We start from the raw sequence: 18,637 nt of genomic DNA, 5'->3' as shown, positions 1-18,637 counted from the left end.
TTAAAAGCTTCAATGAAATCTGAATCTTCGTTCATTCTTGGGTAAATTTACATATTAAAAAACACTAAATTATACGCAAATATAATAAAGTTAGGTAAATTCACCTAACTTTTAAAAATATACTAACAAAATGATTCATATAATATTTCTAAGTTCTTTATTACTTCACAATCTCATCACACCAATCCCAACCTAACAAACCCCTAACTTCCTCAAACTAAAACAAGTATAAAATCCTTATCAAAATTGTGAATATCTATCCCAATTTTTAACTTTTTCGCCTAAAACAAAATCCTATATTTGGCATCCTTAAAACAAAAAGATATGAGTGCTACATGGTATGAATGCAAGGTAAAATATAGAAAACTTGATGAAGCGACAGGTGCGCAAAAGATCACAACAGAACCTTTTTTGGTAGATGCTGTTTCTTACACGGAAGCCGAAAGTAGAATTACAGAAGAAATGGCTGCCTATTTGAGAGAAGGCGAAGAAATTAAGATTACGAATATTAAAGTGGCTAATTATGCTGAAATACATCCGTTTGAGAATTCTGATAGATGGTTTAAATGTAAAGTCGCAATGATTGCCTTTGATGAAGAAAGTGGTAAAGAGCGTAAAACAAATTTATATTTATTGATACAAGGAAATGATGTAAAAGAAGCGTTTGAAAATACCGTAATCGCAATGAAAGATACGATGGCAGAATATACTATTCCAGCGGTTGCTGAATCGCCTATTATGGACGTATTTCCTTATTTTTCTGGTGAAGAAAGCGAAACAAAAGATTTGGAAAAGTTTATAGCATTGAAAGATTCTGTTCCTGTACATAATACAACGGATGAAAAATTAGAACTAGCCGATTCTCTTACAACTTCAGCTGAGTAACCGACATTGACCGTTAAAAAAATAGCTTAAACCTGAACAATAATCGTATTGTTCAGGTTTTTTATTTCAAACTTTATATCAGTAAAGAATAATACGAAATTAGAAAAATGAATAGCCAACAGTAACTTGTAGCATACCATTTCTTAACTTATCAGATGAACCATTTACATCATTAATATTTGATAATCCTAAATTGTAGCGTGCGCTAAAGTTTAATCCGTTATCTAGTTTATAACCTAAGCCAAAGTTTACACCAAAATCTAATGTTTTAAAATTGTCTTTTACATTTCTCATAGGACCTTTAGCAGAAAGCAAAAACCCAACTTGTGGACCTGCTTCTACACTTAATTTTCTTGTCAGATAATATTTTCCCATTAACGGAAGATTCAGATAATTTAGTCTTGTTATCTTATCGTCCACACTAAAACCTTGAATTGAATACATTATTTCTGGCTGAAAAGAGAATTTTTTAGTAAGTGGTATTTCAGAATAAAAACCAAAATTAATAATACTAAGTATAGGATCAATATTTTCAGTGTTGTTTCCATAAATTGATCCAAAGTTGGCGCCAATTTTAGCTCCAAATTCAACATCTTGCGCAGTAACATGTGTGAATCCAAAAATGGTCATCACGGTAATAAGTAAAATTTTTTTCATTGTTTAAAATTTAATTTGTTTGAAACAAAAGAAAAGAAAATTAGGAGCCTTTGTTTACTCTTTATAACTGATTTAACTTTTTTAACCAATTTTAACAAACAGCTGATATATAGTTAGTTAAAAAGTGTTAAACTTACCTTATGATGCTAAAAGAGTATTATTTTCTAAGATATTTATTAAAATAAACTTCGGCAGTTTCAGCATGTTCTTTGTTGGCAGAACACACAAATACTATACCTTCATTTTTAAAATTTGGTATTATTTAAAACATGTAAATTCAGTTTAAACAGTTAATCATACGATAATGCCTATTTTTGCAGATTATAGTATTACTTGCACATATGAGACATCTTAAAGAAACAACAAAGAATACAAACAAATCAAAGCCAAAAGTGACCATGAAACAGGCTTTTAAAACTATTATTTGGCCTCGGCGAAATTTGGTTTTTATCGGCTTACTATTGATAATTATTAGGAGTTTGTCAGGTTTTGTGTTGCCACTACAAAGTAAAGTGCTGTTAGATGAAGTTGTACCTAACAAAGATTATAATCAACTGTATACATTGATTTTTATTGTTCTTGGAGCTATTTTAGTGCAAGCAATTACCTCTTTTTTGCTCACGAAAGTGTTGAGTATACAAGCACAATATTTGATTAGTGAATTGCGTGCCCAAGTGCAAAAGAAGGTATTGTCGTTGCCAATTAGTTTTTTCGATAATACAAAATCGGGTGCGTTGGTTTCTAGAATTATGAGTGATGTGGAAGGTGTTCGAAATCTTATAGGAACAGGATTAGTGCAATTGGTTGGCGGAACGTTTACTGCCATTCTAACCTTAGTCATTTTACTGAAAATGAACGTTTGGATGACGCTTTTTACTTTTATCCCTTTATCAATTTTTGGAATTATTGCCTTAAAATCATTCAAATATATTCGCCCAATTTTTAGAGCCAGAGGGAAAATTAATGCAGAAGTTAAAGGACGATTAACCGAAACTTTATCGGGTATTCGTGTGATAAAAGCCTTTAATGCCGAAGATCAAGAAAGTAAAGTTTTTGAAAAAGGAGTAGCAAATATTTTTACAAATGTCAAAAAAAGTATGACAGCAACCGCCTTAATGACGAGTTCTTCCACCTTTTTAATAGGTGTGGCAACTACTGGCGTTATGGGAATTGGCGGCTATTATATGATTCAAGAAACGATGACTTTTGGCGATTTTATAAAATTCACATTTCTTATAGCATTCATGGTTGCTCCTATTGTACAAATGGGTAATATTGGAAGTCAGTTAACGGAAGCATTGGCAGGTTTAGATAGAACGGAAGAACTCATGAATATGACTGCTGAAGAGGATAATGAAGATAGAACTATTCAATTAGAGAATCTAAAAGGAACTATTGAATTTGATGATGTTTCATTTTCTTATGAAGAAGGAAAAGAAGTGTTGCATAATATTAATTTTAAAGCACCAGCTGGTTCTATAACAGCTTTGGTAGGAAGTTCGGGTTCTGGAAAATCAACTATTGCAGGATTATCAGCTACATTTTTAACACCACAATCTGGTAAAGTCACTATTGATAATCAAGATTTATCACAGATTAAATTGAGTAGTTATCGTCAATACTTAGGCGTGGTTTTACAAGATGAATTTTTATTTGAAGGTACAATTCGTGAAAACATTCTATTTCCAAGACCAGATGCCACAGAAACTGACTTATTAAATGCCGTAAATGCAGCATATGTAAACGAATTTACCGACAGATTTGATTTAGGGTTAGATACGTTAATCGGAGAAAGAGGCGTAAAACTTTCTGGCGGACAACGACAGCGTTTAGCGATTGCGCGTGCTATTTTGGCAAATCCGAAGATTATTATTTTGGACGAAGCAACTTCGAGCTTAGATACTGAAAGTGAGGCGTTAATTCAGAAAAGTTTAGCGAAATTAATTAAAGACAGAACTACCATTGTGATTGCACACCGTTTGAGCACTATTAAACAAGCGGATCAAATTTTAGTCATCGAAGCCGGACATATTGTAGAGCGTGGAACTCATGACCAATTGATTGCCAAACAAGGTAGGTATTATGAATTGTATACGTATCAATCTAAAATTTAAGTGATTATCGATGTGTTAGTTTTTTATTGTTTTAGTAAATCGTAGTATCCCAAAGTGTTATTATTTGAGGATAATAGTATAATTAAAAAGAGCCAATCTAATGTTAGATTGACTCCTTTTGGAAAACTGATATTATTCTTTTAAAAAATTGACTTAGTTAGATTTAATAATCTTTACTGTTTTAGTCTTATTGTCTGAATGTAACTTCACAAAATAAACGCCATTTGCCAAAGTTTCTATAGAAACTGGTATTTGATTATTATAATCTAGCTCTTTAACCACTTGACCTTGCAAGTTTATAATTTGTAAGTTATATATGTTATTGTCAAGACCTTTAATTGTAAAACTTGTGTTCACAGGATTTGGATATAAAACAATCTCAGTTGTATCAAAATCATTCACATCCAATGTAGAACAATCCAAACCACCATCAGTAATCGTCCAGCTATGATTAGTAGTTAAGTTAATTCTAGCAATTTCACCATTACAGTACACACTAGATCCACCATCAAATGTAATACCTGTTGGTATTTGTGTTTCTCCTCCAACAGTGTCTAACGTATTCCATCCAATTAAGGTGTTGTCATAATTTTCAAGTGAGATTGAAGCATTTATAAACATACTTCCCATGTTTGTTACAGAACTAATGTCCCATGCACCAAGGCTCTGATCAAAACTTGTTGTTTGTCTGAACATTAATTCCATATTGGTTACATTAGAAACATCCCAATTACTAAGATCTTGATTAAAACCATTATTATCCGCAAACATACCACGCATAGTTGTCACGTTGCTAACATCCCAATTACCTATCGGCTGATTGAAGTCATTCGCAGTAGCAAGCATTAATTCCATATCAGTAACAGCACTAACATCCCAGTTATCTAACGGAAAAGAAAAATCAAGTGCTCTCCAAAACATTCTATTCATAGTAGTCACACTACTTACGTCCCAAGTGTTTATATTTTGATTAAATTTAAATGCATCATAAAACATTCCTAACAAATCTGTTGCTGAACTAACGTCCCAGCTTCCAAGCGGTTGATTAAACTCAACAGCTCTGTAAAACATTGAACCAAAAGTAGTTACTGAACTTACATTCCAGTTCCCAATTGGTTGATTGAATATCGAAGCTTGACTAAACATATTTCTCATAGATGTTACAGAACTAACGTCCCAATTACCTATTGGCTGATTAAAAGCCGTTGCATCATAAAACATGATACTCATGTTGGTAACATTTGACACATCCCATGAATTAAGCGGTTGGTTAAAGCTTGTTGCTCCAGCAAACATACTATTTGTTTCGGTAATAGTGCTCATGTCCCAAGCATTTATAGACTGATTAAAACTACTACAATTTTGAAATGCCCTAGCCGTACTAGTTGCTAATGATAAATCAGGCACGTCGGCTGCATTTACTACAAGGTTTGAACAGCCATAAAAACTATTGGCCATAGAGCTCCATTGTTGTGCTCCCCATTGTTCTACAGACAAGATTTTGTCTTTATCTCCTTGATTATTAAAATATATACTTGGAAAAGCTCCTTTAATAGCAACAGTATACGTTCCCGCCACAGTATAATCGTGCGTGATATCTCCTGTCACACCTAAATCGTCAAATGTACCATCGTTTTCCCAATCAATATCGTAGCTATAACCAGTTCCAGTAGTTGGTATAGTGATAGAAGTTGTAGTAGAAGTTCCTGGGTTATCTGTTTTCCAGCTAGTAATAAAATAAACTGTTGGATCACAAAATTTTCCACCATCAGTAATTGTCCAACTATGTGTTGCTGTTAGGTTATCTCTGGCTGTTTCACCATCACAATACTGACTAGATCCACCATCAAATGTAATACCTGTTGGTATTTGTGTTTCTCCTCCAACAGTGTCTAAAGTGTTCCATCCAATTAAGGTGTTGTCATAATTTTCAAGTGAGATCGATGAGTTTATAAACATAATTCCCATGTTCGTTACAGAACTAATGTCCCATGCACCAAGGCTCTGATCAAAACTTGTTGTTTGTCTGAACATTAATTCCATATTGGTTACATTAGAGACATCCCAATTACTAAGATCTTGATTAAAACCATTATTATCCGCAAACATACCACGCATAGTTGTCACGTTGCTAACATTCCAATTGCCTATTGGATGATTAAAACTATTTGCTGTAGCAAGCATTAATTCCATATCAGTAACAGCACTAACATCCCAGTTATCTAGCGGAAAAGAAAAATCAAGTGCTCTCCAAAACATTCTATTCATAGTAGTCACACTACTTACGTCCCAAGTGTTTATATTTTGATTAAATTTAAATGCATCATAAAACATTCCTAACAAATCTGTTGCTGAACTAACGTCCCAGCTTCCAAGCGGTTGATTAAACTCAACAGCTCTGTAAAACATTGAACCAAAAGTAGTTACTGAACTTACATTCCAGTTCCCAATTGGTTGATTGAATATCGAAGCTTGACTAAACATATTTCTCATAGATGTTACAGAACTAACGTCCCAATTACCTATTGGCTGATTAAAAGCCGTTGCATCATAAAACATGATACTCATGTTGGTAACATTTGACACATCCCATGAATTAAGCGGTTGGTTAAAGCTTGTTGCTCCAGCAAACATACTATTTGTTTCGGTAATAGTGCTCATGTCCCAAGCATTTATAGACTGATTAAAACTACTACAATTTTGAAATGCCCTAGCCGTACTAGTTGCTAATGATAAATCAGGCACGTCGGCTGCATTTACTACAAGGTTTGAACAGCCATAAAAACTATTGGCCATAGAACTCCATTGTTGAGTTCCCCATTGTTCTACAGACAAAATTTTGCCTTTGTCTCCTTGATTATTAAAATATATACTTGGAAAAGCTCCTTGTATGGCTATTGTATATGTACCAGCAATTGTATAATCGTGCGTGATACTGCCAGTTACGCCAAAATCGTCATAAGTACCATCGTTATTCCAATCAACATCGTAGCTATAACCAGTTCCAGTAGTTGGTATGGTAATAGAAGTTGTAGTAGAAGTTCCAGGGTTGTCAGTTTTCCAAGTGGTAATGAACTCGGTTTGTGCAGTTAGGTTTCCAATTGTAAAGAAACACAACGCAACTAAGAATAGAGGGATTTTTTTCATAATGTATTTGGGGCTAAATATGTTATTGAATTATTTTATAACATCGCCAAACATACCGAAAATATCGATGAAATACGTAAGTAGCATACTTTAGATATGCGTCTAAATTAGATTTTGACACTCTATAAATAGATTATCAGGTCGAAAAAATTAAGCATTTATGCTAGATTAAGACTTTAAAAATCAGCAAGTTATAAGTATAAAAAAATCTACAGAATGGACTTTGAAGAAATTATTGGTTTGTGAGAAATATATATGTGTTTAAATAAGATTTGAACACGAAAAAACCCTATTTATGATATAAATTACACTATTGACAGCAAATAATTAATTATTATTTTGAATAGATTGCAAATAGGTCCCTGGACTAAAACCTGTAGATTTTTTAAATACTTTACCAAACGAACTTCTATTTGCAAACCCACAATGTAAAGCCAAAGCATCAATCGTATTTAAGTTTAAATAACCATCAACAATTAAACTTTTAGCTTTTGTTATTCTTAAAGTATTTCTATAGGAAGAAAAACTCAAGTTTAAATTTTGTTTTAAAAAGTGAGACAAATGATGTGTAGGAATATCTAATAGTTGCGCACACTTATTTAAATCAAAATCTGGGTTTATAAAATGTTCCTGTTTTTCGATGTGTTCTAATTTACTTTTTATGTCTTCAATATTTAGTCCATATTTTGGTTCCTGTTGCACATTTTTAGGTTGCTTAGTTGGTTTGACTTTATTAGTCAGACGATCATTAGTTCCGTTTATATGTAAACCATATAGAATAGAAGGAAATGAAATAGGAATTATTGCTATTAAAAACAAGGTCACATAAAGCGTAACTTGTATTAGTCTAGCATTATCCTGCAAAAATGAAATTATATGGAGATTAAAAATTCTTTCAATACCATAGATGGAAGCTATTAATGACATTAAAAACAACAAAACATATAATATTATAAGCCAACGTATTTGAATAATTTTAGATGAACTTCCTAATCTGACAGAACGAATAAATTTTAATAACATTGGCAATATAGCTATTAGCGCAAAAAACTGCCATACATGTCTTATTACATAATGTTGGTTTAAATGCAATAGACCATATTTAGCATTAAACCTCTCCGTTGGATTGTTGATGGCTAGTTCTATTATGGTATCATACGTATGGTTTGGGCTAGCATATACTATAATAACATCTATTATACTTAACAAAAAAGGTATAAACAATAGTAAATAGATCCATTTCCATTTAAAACTATTTTTAATAGTACTAACAAAATAGAAATACATAGGAACACTAATTAGGCTATAGATGGGAAGTGGCCAAACATAAAACCATTTATAGTCACTAATTAAATTAGACACTATAATATAAGTTTGTAATATGTATATGGAATATATAAGATAGAAAAAAGCTAAAAATAGTATGGATTTATTTATAGTCCGTTTTTTTATAAATAGATTTATGGTTACAACAAAACCGAAAACAGATATAATAAGGAGAATGTTATTCAAAAGATAATAATGTTAATATTGATGATTGCTTACAAATTGAATTTATCTATAAGAATTTCCAAAAATTGCAATATAAAGCTTTTAACAGACTTACGCTGAGCAAAAACCATGAATATATTGTTAAATTCATTCCACACACATTCCACTTCACTCCTATCGTCGTTTCGTAAAAGAGTGCACGCGCACACTTTATTTTAACAAATAAGTACTCGTGAACCGCAAACGGTTTCATTAACATTGTAGGAGAAACTTTTGAGATAAATTTTTTAAGAAACAGTAAAAATAACTTTCGCTTTCACCGAGCTCAAGTTACATAACATAAGTACAAATACATTATTTTGTTTATTACACTAGAGATCCATTTTTTAACTGAGTATAATTCATTACCTACAAAAGTATATTCTAGCATTCCCAAAATTACTAGGGGAAAGCTAGCTGTATATTATACTTAAATTCTTTGGTGTATTCTTTTTGCAAGACACAATTATACCAAATAAACTTCATAATGACTGATTAAATTCATTTGGTATTATTCTGCAAACACAAAGACTTGTTGTTTTCATTCTTTTCTATTCATCATCTGCATTATTTTGGGTTGTTCAGTTTATAAATTGAACAACTTCATTTTTTAAAACAGAAAGACTACTCCTTTTTTCTTGTTCATTTTGTACTTAATTTTATAAAACTTAAATAAGTATTATCTCACTAAAATAAATAGACATAAACTGTGAGTGTCTTTAAATGTTTGCAGCAACTATATTTAAAATTAAATAAAAAAACTATGAAATTTAAACTGTCAATTTTTTTAATGATTTTTGCCTTTTTTATCACTTCGTGCTCTAAAGAAGATGTTTCAACACCAGCTGATGCTGAACAACAGAAAGAAATTTCTATTGTTTATAAAGGTGTTTCGTATACTACAGTACTAAATGACAAAGATGAACTTATCAAGACTCATTTAACTGAAGAAATAATAAGCGCTTTAAATACGGCTAATGTATTCGAACTTGAAGAAGATAATAAAGTGTATTTATTTGATACTACTGAAGAATTAGATGCGTTTTTAGATGAACTCGATCCTAAGGAAATACGAAGTAAAATTCCTGTAGGAACTACCAGAACAGCATTTTTTATTCATTCACATTATAGAAGTGGTTCTGGAGGAGCGATTACTCCGCGCATAAGTTTAGATAACAACTTCGCTGTTGCTGAACTAAGAGATATTCAACGGGCAAATAATAGGACTCCTTGGCACGATAGAATATCTTCTCTTCATATCACAAATTCTCTTAACACTTATTTTTATGTTCGACTTTATGAGCATAGAAACTACGGAGGAAGAACACTTACTTTTCGTGTCCCGAGACATACCGTAAAATTCGTTCCAAATTTACTAACATACAATTTTAATGACATAACCTCTGGAATACGCGGGTGGTATTAATTCAATAACAAATTAAAAACCTTTCTAACATCAACTACTTTCTGAGAAGTTTTATGTTAGGAAGGTTTATACGAAAGTTGTTGTGTAATAAAATATTGAATTACGATGTAATAGACAAAATGGTTGCTAATTAATCATTAGGCTTATGCGGTTTTAACTTTGGATGTTTTGGCTTATTTGTTGGATTGACTTTTCTTTTTTTATCTGGAGATCCGTCATCTTTCTTCGGTTTTGGATCAGGTTTAATAGCTTCAATTTTCATTGTAAAATTTTATTTCATCAAAACTAACTCAGTTTTTGGACATTACTTTACGGAAATCCGAAACCAACAAAAAAATAAAACAAATACTCCTATTTCACTTCACTCCTACACTTTCATGAAGTTTCCTTATATTTTAGTATCTTTTTATTTTGATGAAAAAAGAAATAAAAAACCAAGACTGTACAAAGCTTTGCAAACTAAGAAAATCCTAAAGTTATTACCTCCTGATTGTAATGGTCTCACTATTTAATTTGATCTCCAAAAATGCACCCAATTCGGCATCATTCATAAATGTAGCAGCTCTAGTTCCTATTTGAGCTTTTACTAATATATAGCCTTGCAGACGGTTAGTTGATGCGTTGTAACAAACGGAATCAAATGTAACGCCCAAATATTTATCAGCTTTAAGACTTTCGATCACAAGGATTGGAATTTCTCCATTTTTCTCAAGACCGTATCGCCTTCCTGCAAGTATGTCTTTGTATATGCTTGCATTTTTATAGGTATTCGCATAATGTTTTCTACCAACATCTAACGTAAATTGTTCTGTTTCTGTGCCTAATTCAATTGAAAATGCTATTTTAAATTGTTTTATCATTGGGCCAGCTGCCCAAGGCTTAAATCTAGGAGGTTTATCTGCAAAATTTTTGGCTTCATCAAATCGGTCGGAAGCGTCTTTTACCATCACCATTACTTTTGATCCATTAGCGTTTTCCCACCAAAGCAATTCCGAAGGATGTATTTCTGGTCTGTTACCATGTACTTCTTCTCTAACCCAAGGTCCATAAACACATATTTGTTGATTTTGTTGAAATAAGGTACTATCACGTTCTGTCATAAAATAATGAAAATCATTTAACGCAGTTGGAGGCGTCACTTCTGCTTCCATGCAAGGTTCTCCACGACATAATTTCCACTCATCAGATCCATCTCGATATGGTCTTACTTCGTCTATTAACCTTTCAAAACTAGGATTAGGGTTTATATTTATGTTCCAATCATATTCGCTAGCTCCTCTAACGTTATCAAACACACCTTTAGTAACACCATAGCTTTCAAATGTGCCACATAGTATTTCTCTAGTTCCTCTGACTGGATACCAGTTTCTTCCCCATAATACGGGCTTTTTAGCTGCGGCATTACTAATGTAGTTGCCCGTAGAATCACCGCCATTAATACCTAGCATTTCATTCATTACTATTGAAATTTCTTCATTTTGAATACGAGTACAATCATCACAGTCATCAACGTTGAAGTATCTATTTATGTCTTCCTTGAAGTTAAAAATTCTCAGATGGTAGTTATCTTTAATAATAAAGTCACTACGATCATCAACGTTAAAGTTTCCAACTCCTTTATAATGATTGGACGCTGGAAAGCTAATTCCTGAACTACTAAAGGCAGTATTTTTTGTTAGGATAACGCTACTAAAAAAATTCCCAGCATCGTTTACACCAATAATTGCAATATGTGTATCACTTTGTATGATGAAATCACTTCGATTGTCTCCATCAAAATCACCAATTTCTAAAATTTCATCCGTCGTTTTATACCGCCAAAACGAATCTCCTAAATACTCTCCTACGGCACCAATGGCAACTCTAGTAAAATCTCCTGAATCGTTCACACTGATTACGGATATATTAGTTGCACTTTTTATGATAAAGTCACTTCGATTGTCTCCATCAAAATTTCCAACTCCTAAAATTTCATCCGTCGCTTTATATCGCCAGTACGAATCTCCTAAATACTCACCTCTACTTCCTATTGCAACACGCGTAAAATTTTCATCTTCATCTAAACTTAGAATGGATAAATTGGTATTACTTTTTATAATAAAGTCACTTCGTTTGTTTCCATCGAAATCTCCAACTCCTAAAATTTGATCTGAGTATTTTAATCTCCAAAATGAATTGCCTAGATATGAGTTGTCAACTCCACTAGTAATTACTTTAAAAAGTCCTTGATCATCAACACTTTTGATTCCTATATGTGTATAACTTTTAATTATAAAGTCGCTTCTATTATCATTATTAAAATCACCGATTCCTAAAATTTTATCATTCCTATTATAACGCCAGCCTCCTTCAAAAGTTCGGTTACTAGAAATATTACTTGTTGTTAAAAAATTGCTGTTATTGTCTAAACTTATGATTCCCAATCCGGAATTGTTTTGTACTAAAATATCGTGCTTATAATTTGGGTAGAAATATCCAACACCTAATATTTTATCAGTTGCACTAACAGTCCAACCCAACCTGGAAGATGCTGGTATTGTTGAGCTATTCGCTGTCTGTACTACCGTAGCAAATTCGTTATTTGCATCTAATGCAATAATTCCTAAACCTGAACCGCCTTGAATAATAAGTTCGCTTCTATTATCAAAATTAAACTTACCCACTTGAGAAATATGATCTTGTGATCTCAATACCCAGCCATTATCACCTAATTGGCTTGGAAAATAGTTTACGCTATTATTTTTAACAGCTATTTGTTCAAAGAAACCTTGGGCGCGTAGATTATTAGTTAAAAAAAACACTACTAAACTTACAGCTAGATATCGTTGAAAACTTAAGTCTTTATAATTCATTTTAAATGATTTTAAATGATGAAAATATTTCCTTCCTAGGAAACTATGCAACACACATATTAACAATTTATTGGAGAAGGTGTATATTCACGAAATAGACCTTGGTACGTCACAGGATTTCTGATCACTTGTTGCGGATTGTCGCCAGCTGCATTTGATATAATGTCACAGGAATTATCATTTCCTTCTCTACCGTGCGACATGCCCATTTCATGACATAACTCATGTATAAATAACGCTGCTCTAGTATCATAATTTTGATTTGCAGCAAACCAATTTTCACTGATATGAAACCTTATAACTGGGCTTATAAATCTTGGTCCTCTTGAATATCCTCTTCGACCTGGAGAATCTGAAAAAAAATTAGAAGAATTTGGGTGTACTACTATTATTATTCGTCTATTTTCCAACCATCTTCTAAGCTTTCTGATTCTTCTGTATACACGTCTTAATTTTCTGTGTTTAGTTTGCATTCCAATCCATTTTCTGATATTTGGAAAATCAGCAATTCTAGCAAGCCGCCTTCTTCTTCTTGTACTCCAAATTGCAGCTATTTCTTGTTCAACCTGCCTTTGATATATAAGAGCTTGCTGTCTTGTGTAATGAATCATATTTTTACGAGATTCATTTAAGAAACCTTCAGGCAACTCATCTTCATCCCATACTCTTATAACAGTTCTTGCCATAATGTTTTAGTGTTTTATCAAATTTAGGTTATTGAACATCCTTAGCATATATGGTTTTTCCCTTTTTTTTAAGGGTTTTTTTCCTGTATAGTTTCTAAGGTTTTTTTGTTGTAATAGCAAGAATGAGGTAATAACTTCGCTTTTACTAAAGCAAAATTTCATAACGCGTAACATTATGAAACAGCTATGTTTTTATAAGTAGACTATAAATATTACCAATTTTAGATTATTTTGTTAGTATGAAACGTTACATTTTATATCGTCAATAATTCTGTAATTCAACTAAAATTAATCTCTTTCAGATTCTTAACACTAACACTAAGACTTAGATTTAGGCATTGCATAAATTTTGTGTAAATTATAGGATAATATAGTCATAATTATTAGTAAAATGATCAGAGTGGCTACTCCATAAGAATATACAAGAGTAGTATTTAAGCTATTTTCATATATATAAAATGCTTCTTTAATTTCTATATAAGAGGTTTTTTTAGAATTTGTAAGGGCTATGTAAAGTAGGTATAAGAGAAAAGATATTAAGTATACAATAATTTGATAAAGGATTATTTTAACGCTTCTTTTTGCTCTTTTTATACATATCATTAGTACTAGAAAAACTAATATGGAAACTACAAAAGTATAATATTCAGAACTTGTATCAGACAGATCGTAGACAAAGTAATAATTTATGAATAGAAAAATATAGTATATAATAATTGAAATAAAGATCCCAGTAAGATAGATGTGTAAATTAAAGTATTTGATTATTGATGTTGTAAAGAAAAGAAAATATGCAATAAAACATCCATACATAAACATCTCAAATATTTGGTATGAAGTAGACTGCGTACTCGTGTATATAAGGTAATGCACTTTGGATAGTTTATAATCCGTAGTTCCATCTAAATTAGAGTCATAGAGAGATGATTGTATTCCATCATAGTTATATAATTCTACACCTGCGATGCGCATAATCTCTTTACCAGTTAATTTTTGTGACTTTAATAAATCGGGCTTGATATCTTTGAGCATTTTTTCACAAACAAGTCTGTAATTTATTATGGAAGCATCATAATATTCGCCATCCACTTCATAAGAAAAGGTTGTAAAACTTTTTATAGTAGTACCGTTATTCTTGATTATTTGTGTTGGTGTTTCGTGAATTAGAAGAACTTTTTCATACGTATCAGAATAAAAAGAAATTGATTTCTGTTTTGATAGATCAAAGATTGTCGTGTAGTATACTAGAGAATCTGATATGTAATCGTGGTATTCTTGGTATTGTTTGAAACTTAATTCCAGATTAGTATTTGAGCTTTCAAAATTGATTAAGCTTGGTGTTAGCGTAATAAAAGGCTTTTGATTTTCAGTAGAATCTTTATGACTCAAGTTATAACCTGTTCTATCAAAATTAATTCCGTTGAAGTTAATTCCGTTTAAAGCATTTATTTTGCGCTTATCGAAGTTAATTTTTTTATCAAAATCTTTAAAAAATGAATCTCGCCTGCTAAACTTTATATCATCTTTTGGATAACTATTTAATCGTTGTCCATAATTATATATTTTCGGATAGAGATTTGTATTTAATTGATTTTCAATATATTTTTCTTGAATAGATGTATTGAAATACCAGTTAGGAATTACTATGGTTGAAAATATAGAAAAAAACGCGATTAAAAATAAAAAGGTTATTTTGATATGATGATCATTTCGCATTTTGCCAAAATTAGCACCAAAATTAAATAGAGCTTGGCTATACAACCAGTAGACTAATAATAATACTCCTAAGCAAACACTTAAAGAATTAATAAAAATATGATTAAACATTACACTCGTAAAACTAAGAGGAGTTATTTTTATAAGTAGTACCATAAAAGCTACTACAAACGCACATAAAAACAGCAACTTATGAATTCTACTTGACCATAAAACAGGATAGTTAAGAAGCAAATAGTTATCAATTTTTTTGATGAAAAGCGGAAATATTTTTATGGATATTTTTTTCATATTATGCTTTCTTAGATTCGAATAATATTCTTGTAGAATTTGTAATATCTCTAAAGTAATTAATTGGTATTTGACTATCTACTAGCAATCGAAGCATTTGCTCTTTTTTACAATCTTTTGAAGTATATATTAAATAATATTCTCCGTCAGCTTCCACATTCTTAATCATGTCATTGTTTAAAATAAATTTGAGTTTGTTAAGGCTCAATGCTGAGTCTATTTGATAACAATTAAATTTATTATTTACACCAATATTATCTACAGGTCCATTGTGAAGTACATTTCCGTCTTTTAAAAATATAACTTTATCTGATATTTTTTCTAATTCATACAAGTTCTGAGATGAAATAAGAATTGCCGTTGGATTGCTAACCGAATTGGTAATATTTCTAAGATCGGATAATAACTTAGTTTGAGCTTTGACATCTAAATTAGCTAAAGGTTCGTCAAGAATTATTAAATGAGGCATCCAAATTAGCGCTTTTGCTATTTCAAAACGTAATTGTATACCACCAGATATTTCACGCCAATAGAGGTCTTTGTATTTATCTAGGTTTAATCGTTCAATAAAGTGATTTACAACTCTAGTGTTTTCTTTCCCTATAATACCTTTAATGGCTGCAATAAAATGTAATTGCGTCTTTAATGTGTCCAAATTTCCCCAATCCTTTATTTTTTGAGGAATGTATGCAATACTTTTTTTTATGGTACTAAACTTATTTTTATAATTGTAAGATATTCCAGGATATTCTACGGTACCACTATCTGTTTGAATTATACTTCCAATAATTTTTAATAATGTGGTTTTCCCATTTCCATTTTTACCAATAATACCAATAATCTCTCCTGAATACACTTTGATGCTAATATCATTAAGCGAAAAATTACTTCTTGGATACGATTTCGTAATATTTGAGATTTCCAGAATTACTTTTCTATTAAATTTCTGAAGAAAGTGGTTTCTTAAATTATGTACTTTGTTCCAATCATCTAAATTTTGAGTCTCTTTTAATTCATGCTGTATCTTCGCTAATAAATCTAAAGACATCTCTAAATATTCTTTGGATTGGGCAGGAGTTATTCCATTTTCTTTTCTATAACTTATTGCTGAACCCAATAAAATAGTTTCATATATCAATACAGAGTTTGGAAGTAAAAAATTGGATAACTCAAAAATCAAATCATAAGAATTTGGGAAATCTGCTTCGATTTCAGTATCGGAAATAAATGGAATATTGATTTTTTCAGTATTATACATTCTGTGATTCAATTTCTGTTAGGATATCCAATATTTGTTTGTAGTAAGCTCTTCTTTCCTCCAAATAATCAGGTCTTTCTAAATCGCTTCTCTCATCTTCTAAGTCTCTACATTCAGAAACCAATATTATTACCTCCGTATTATGTTTTTTATGGATGTCAAAATCCTCTACAAAATCCATTAATAAATTACACGAATTAATAAAACCATTTGACATAATTAATTCGCGAATTTTATTTGCTCTTTTATTGATGTCATAAGGCTCTTGAAAAGTTGCCATGTTTGGGAAAAGCCGAATCAAATCTGCTATATCACCTTCATCTTGAATAGGTGTATGTATTTCTGGACGAACTTCTTCACCTCCTGGATTAAGAGATTTAATATTTTTATAAGTTGTATCACATAACTCTCTAAGTGTTAGAAATTTATTTTTAATTACTTTGCTTCCTTCGGTGAGAGATCTTTCTAAGCCTTCAGTAAACATGGTTATATTACGCTCTGAAATAATGATAGACGGTAAATCTTTAGAAGAAGAACACATCATTGTGGTGCCTCTTTGAGGGAAATCGCTTATAAATTGCTTCTCGATTATAGGAAGAATTGACGATTGATATTCGGTAGAAGCCTCACCAGCAAAGCAACAATCGAGTATGAAATAAGTTCGCAAATCGCGCGCATCTTTTTTCATTCTATTCGCTAAATTACTAAACAATAAACCTGACATCGCTTTATTGTCATCTTCTATAGATTTTGTTGCCAAAATAAAACCTTGTTTTCTATCAAAACAACCATGACCTACATAATAAAAAATCAAATCAGTAATTTGATTTTCTGTTTTTTGTAAAAACTCTCTAAGCTTAGTATCAATAATACTTGGTGCGATATCTGATTCAAATAAATCAAGAATATTTTTTTCATCAATGTTGTAATTTGAATTACTTAAAAAATAATTTTTCATTTTTAAATAAGACGACGTAAAGGCAGATGAAGACGTGAGCTCCTTAGATTTATAAAAATCACCAGACCCAAGAAAGATTAACCCAATTGTGATGTTTTTACTCATTGTCTTTTACTAAACTATGTAAACCATTAATGATTGTATCTAGATCATTACTAGATATATTTTCTACATGAAATTCGGAATCGCCCTTTTTGAAAGTTAACTTTACTTCTCTGTGTTTTATAAGCCAATTTACGATGCCTTTTGATACAGCTACAACTGCTGGCGCACCTAGAATGACGGCTATAATAGTTCCAGCATCTTGAGTGTTAGGTCTTTCTTTTAGTAGTTCATTTTGTAAATCGGCGCTTTTACTTAAAATATTTGCTAATTCGTTAGCTAATACCTGCTTATCGCGAAATGAAACATTATCAAATGAAATAAGTGTTTTTTGCTCTTTCATACAGATTAAATTTATTTAAAATGATTTCTTCAGTATATTTATTAAAACATAAATTACTGACTACAATAAAGATACAAAAAAATTAACAAGTAATATTTTACGGATAACCGTAATGAAATATTCTGATAGAAAGAATACTCCTATTTCACTTTACTCCTACGCTTCAATAAAATTTTTGTGTAATTCTCATAAAACAATTCGCTAGCGTATAAAATTACGCTACGATACATTGCCTTTCTTTATACAGAATCATTGTTGTCCGATAAAAGATATAAGACCGCTTACTTCGACTTCGCTCAGCAAAAGCCGCTCATAGAGCCAAGAATAAAGACTTTATGCTAACTATTTGACAATCAGCAGTAATTTAAAAGCAAATAGTGTGTTTTCTATCTTTTTAATCGGACACTCATGATATTTTATAATTAAATAAAAATAAAATGAAACAGAATCTATCAATTTTTTTAATGATTTTAGCCTTTTTTATCACTTCGTACTCTGAAGAAGAAATTTCAACGCAAAATACTCCTGAACTACAGAAATAAATTTCCATTGTATATAAAGGTACTTTTAATGCTACAGAAATAAATGACAAAGATGAACTAGACAAGACCAACTTAAATGAAGAAATAATAAGCGCTTTAAGTACGGCGCATGTATTCGAATTTTTAGAAG

Annotated in this window: 13 protein-coding genes; 3 read left to right on the top strand and 10 right to left on the bottom strand. The window is 31.2% G+C overall.

The genetic code is table 11. The features are described from left to right. Positions 1–324: 324 nt before the first annotated feature. Positions 325–885 carry a DUF4494 domain-containing protein gene (locus IMCC3317_RS02400; protein WP_160127911.1) on the top strand — a complete coding sequence of 187 codons (561 nt, stop codon included), beginning with the start codon at positions 325–327 and terminating at the stop codon, positions 883–885. 99 nt (positions 886–984) lie between these two features. Here the strand turns inward: IMCC3317_RS02400 and IMCC3317_RS02395 are convergent, their stop codons facing one another. Then, positions 985–1,542 carry a porin family protein gene (locus tag IMCC3317_RS02395; RefSeq protein ID WP_160127910.1) on the bottom strand — a complete coding sequence of 186 codons (558 nt, stop codon included), beginning with the start codon at positions 1,540–1,542 and terminating at the stop codon, positions 985–987. Between the two features lie 341 nt (positions 1,543–1,883). On the opposite strand from IMCC3317_RS02395, the gene IMCC3317_RS02390 reads away from it, so the two are divergent. Continuing rightward, complete coding sequence (locus tag IMCC3317_RS02390) at positions 1,884–3,656, top strand: ABC transporter ATP-binding protein (RefSeq protein WP_160127909.1); 1,773 nt, start codon at positions 1,884–1,886, stop codon at positions 3,654–3,656. 153 nt (positions 3,657–3,809) lie between these two features. Here the strand turns inward: IMCC3317_RS02390 and IMCC3317_RS02385 are convergent, their stop codons facing one another. Next, on the bottom strand, positions 3,810–6,803 hold the full coding sequence (locus IMCC3317_RS02385) for a BspA family leucine-rich repeat surface protein (protein ID WP_160127908.1): 2,994 nt from the start codon (positions 6,801–6,803) through the stop codon (positions 3,810–3,812). 327 nt (positions 6,804–7,130) lie between these two features. After that, positions 7,131–8,165: a helix-turn-helix domain-containing protein gene (locus IMCC3317_RS02380; protein WP_160127907.1), complete on the bottom strand. Its 1,035-nt coding sequence runs from the start codon at positions 8,163–8,165 to the stop codon at positions 7,131–7,133. 958 nt (positions 8,166–9,123) lie between these two features. Here IMCC3317_RS02380 and IMCC3317_RS02375 point away from each other — a divergent pair. After that, positions 9,124–9,759: a hypothetical protein gene (locus tag IMCC3317_RS02375; protein ID WP_160127906.1), complete on the top strand. Its 636-nt coding sequence runs from the start codon at positions 9,124–9,126 to the stop codon at positions 9,757–9,759. A 130-nt stretch (positions 9,760–9,889) separates the two neighbouring features. Here the strand turns inward: IMCC3317_RS02375 and IMCC3317_RS23760 are convergent, their stop codons facing one another. The 7 genes from IMCC3317_RS23760 to IMCC3317_RS02345 all read right to left on the bottom strand — a co-directional run bounded on the left by IMCC3317_RS23760 (position 9,890) and on the right by IMCC3317_RS02345 (position 17,965). After that, positions 9,890–10,021: a hypothetical protein gene (locus IMCC3317_RS23760; protein WP_262887075.1), complete on the bottom strand. Its 132-nt coding sequence runs from the start codon at positions 10,019–10,021 to the stop codon at positions 9,890–9,892. A gap of 217 nt (positions 10,022–10,238) precedes the next feature. Then, positions 10,239–12,611 carry a hypothetical protein gene (locus tag IMCC3317_RS02370; protein WP_160127905.1) on the bottom strand — a complete coding sequence of 791 codons (2,373 nt, stop codon included), beginning with the start codon at positions 12,609–12,611 and terminating at the stop codon, positions 10,239–10,241. A 59-nt stretch (positions 12,612–12,670) separates the two neighbouring features. After that, a complete protein-coding gene (locus IMCC3317_RS02365; protein ID WP_160127904.1) occupies positions 12,671–13,297 on the bottom strand; it encodes a hypothetical protein in 627 nt (208 codons plus the stop codon). Positions 13,298–13,615: 318 nt separating this feature from the next. After that, a complete protein-coding gene (locus IMCC3317_RS02360; protein ID WP_160127903.1) occupies positions 13,616–15,304 on the bottom strand; it encodes a hypothetical protein in 1,689 nt (562 codons plus the stop codon). Between the two features lies 1 nt (position 15,305). Continuing rightward, entirely contained in the window at positions 15,306–16,562 is a 1,257-nt protein-coding gene (locus IMCC3317_RS02355) for an ABC transporter ATP-binding protein (protein ID WP_160127902.1), read from the bottom strand. After that, complete coding sequence (locus IMCC3317_RS02350; protein WP_160127901.1) at positions 16,555–17,625, bottom strand: caspase family protein; 1,071 nt, start codon at positions 17,623–17,625, stop codon at positions 16,555–16,557. Before IMCC3317_RS02350 ends, IMCC3317_RS02355 begins: the two co-directional genes overlap by 8 nt. Beyond that, positions 17,618–17,965 carry a hypothetical protein gene (locus IMCC3317_RS02345; RefSeq protein WP_160127900.1) on the bottom strand — a complete coding sequence of 116 codons (348 nt, stop codon included), beginning with the start codon at positions 17,963–17,965 and terminating at the stop codon, positions 17,618–17,620. Before IMCC3317_RS02345 ends, IMCC3317_RS02350 begins: the two co-directional genes overlap by 8 nt. Between the last annotated feature and the right edge of the window lie 672 nt (positions 17,966–18,637).

Origin of the sequence: Kordia antarctica, from assembly GCF_009901525.1 — a bacterium.
In the GTDB taxonomy this organism is placed as follows: Bacteria; Bacteroidota; Bacteroidia; order Flavobacteriales; family Flavobacteriaceae; genus Kordia; species Kordia antarctica.
Note: the sequence above shows the minus strand (reverse complement) of the source record. Positions and strands in the feature narration are given on the sequence as shown.

Excerpts from the sequence above, each read along its gene's own strand:
- IMCC3317_RS02365 (WP_160127904.1), bottom strand. The coding sequence starts at position 13,297 with ATGGCAAGAACTGTTATAAGAGTATGGGATGAAGATGAGTTGCCTGAA.
- IMCC3317_RS02370 (WP_160127905.1), bottom strand. The coding sequence starts at position 12,611 with ATGAATTATAAAGACTTAAGTTTTCAACGATATCTAGCTGTAAGTTTA.
- IMCC3317_RS23760 (WP_262887075.1), bottom strand. The coding sequence starts at position 10,021 with ATGAAAATTGAAGCTATTAAACCTGATCCAAAACCGAAGAAAGATGAC.
- IMCC3317_RS02350 (WP_160127901.1), bottom strand. The coding sequence starts at position 17,625 with ATGAGTAAAAACATCACAATTGGGTTAATCTTTCTTGGGTCTGGTGAT.
- IMCC3317_RS02395 (WP_160127910.1), bottom strand. The coding sequence starts at position 1,542 with ATGAAAAAAATTTTACTTATTACCGTGATGACCATTTTTGGATTCACA.
- IMCC3317_RS02400 (WP_160127911.1), top strand. The coding sequence starts at position 325 with ATGAGTGCTACATGGTATGAATGCAAGGTAAAATATAGAAAACTTGAT.
- IMCC3317_RS02385 (WP_160127908.1), bottom strand. The coding sequence starts at position 6,803 with ATGAAAAAAATCCCTCTATTCTTAGTTGCGTTGTGTTTCTTTACAATT.
- IMCC3317_RS02390 (WP_160127909.1), top strand. The coding sequence starts at position 1,884 with ATGAGACATCTTAAAGAAACAACAAAGAATACAAACAAATCAAAGCCA.
- IMCC3317_RS02345 (WP_160127900.1), bottom strand. The coding sequence starts at position 17,965 with ATGAAAGAGCAAAAAACACTTATTTCATTTGATAATGTTTCATTTCGC.
- IMCC3317_RS02375 (WP_160127906.1), top strand. The coding sequence starts at position 9,124 with ATGATTTTTGCCTTTTTTATCACTTCGTGCTCTAAAGAAGATGTTTCA.
- IMCC3317_RS02360 (WP_160127903.1), bottom strand. The coding sequence starts at position 15,304 with ATGAAAAAAATATCCATAAAAATATTTCCGCTTTTCATCAAAAAAATT.
- IMCC3317_RS02355 (WP_160127902.1), bottom strand. The coding sequence starts at position 16,562 with ATGTATAATACTGAAAAAATCAATATTCCATTTATTTCCGATACTGAA.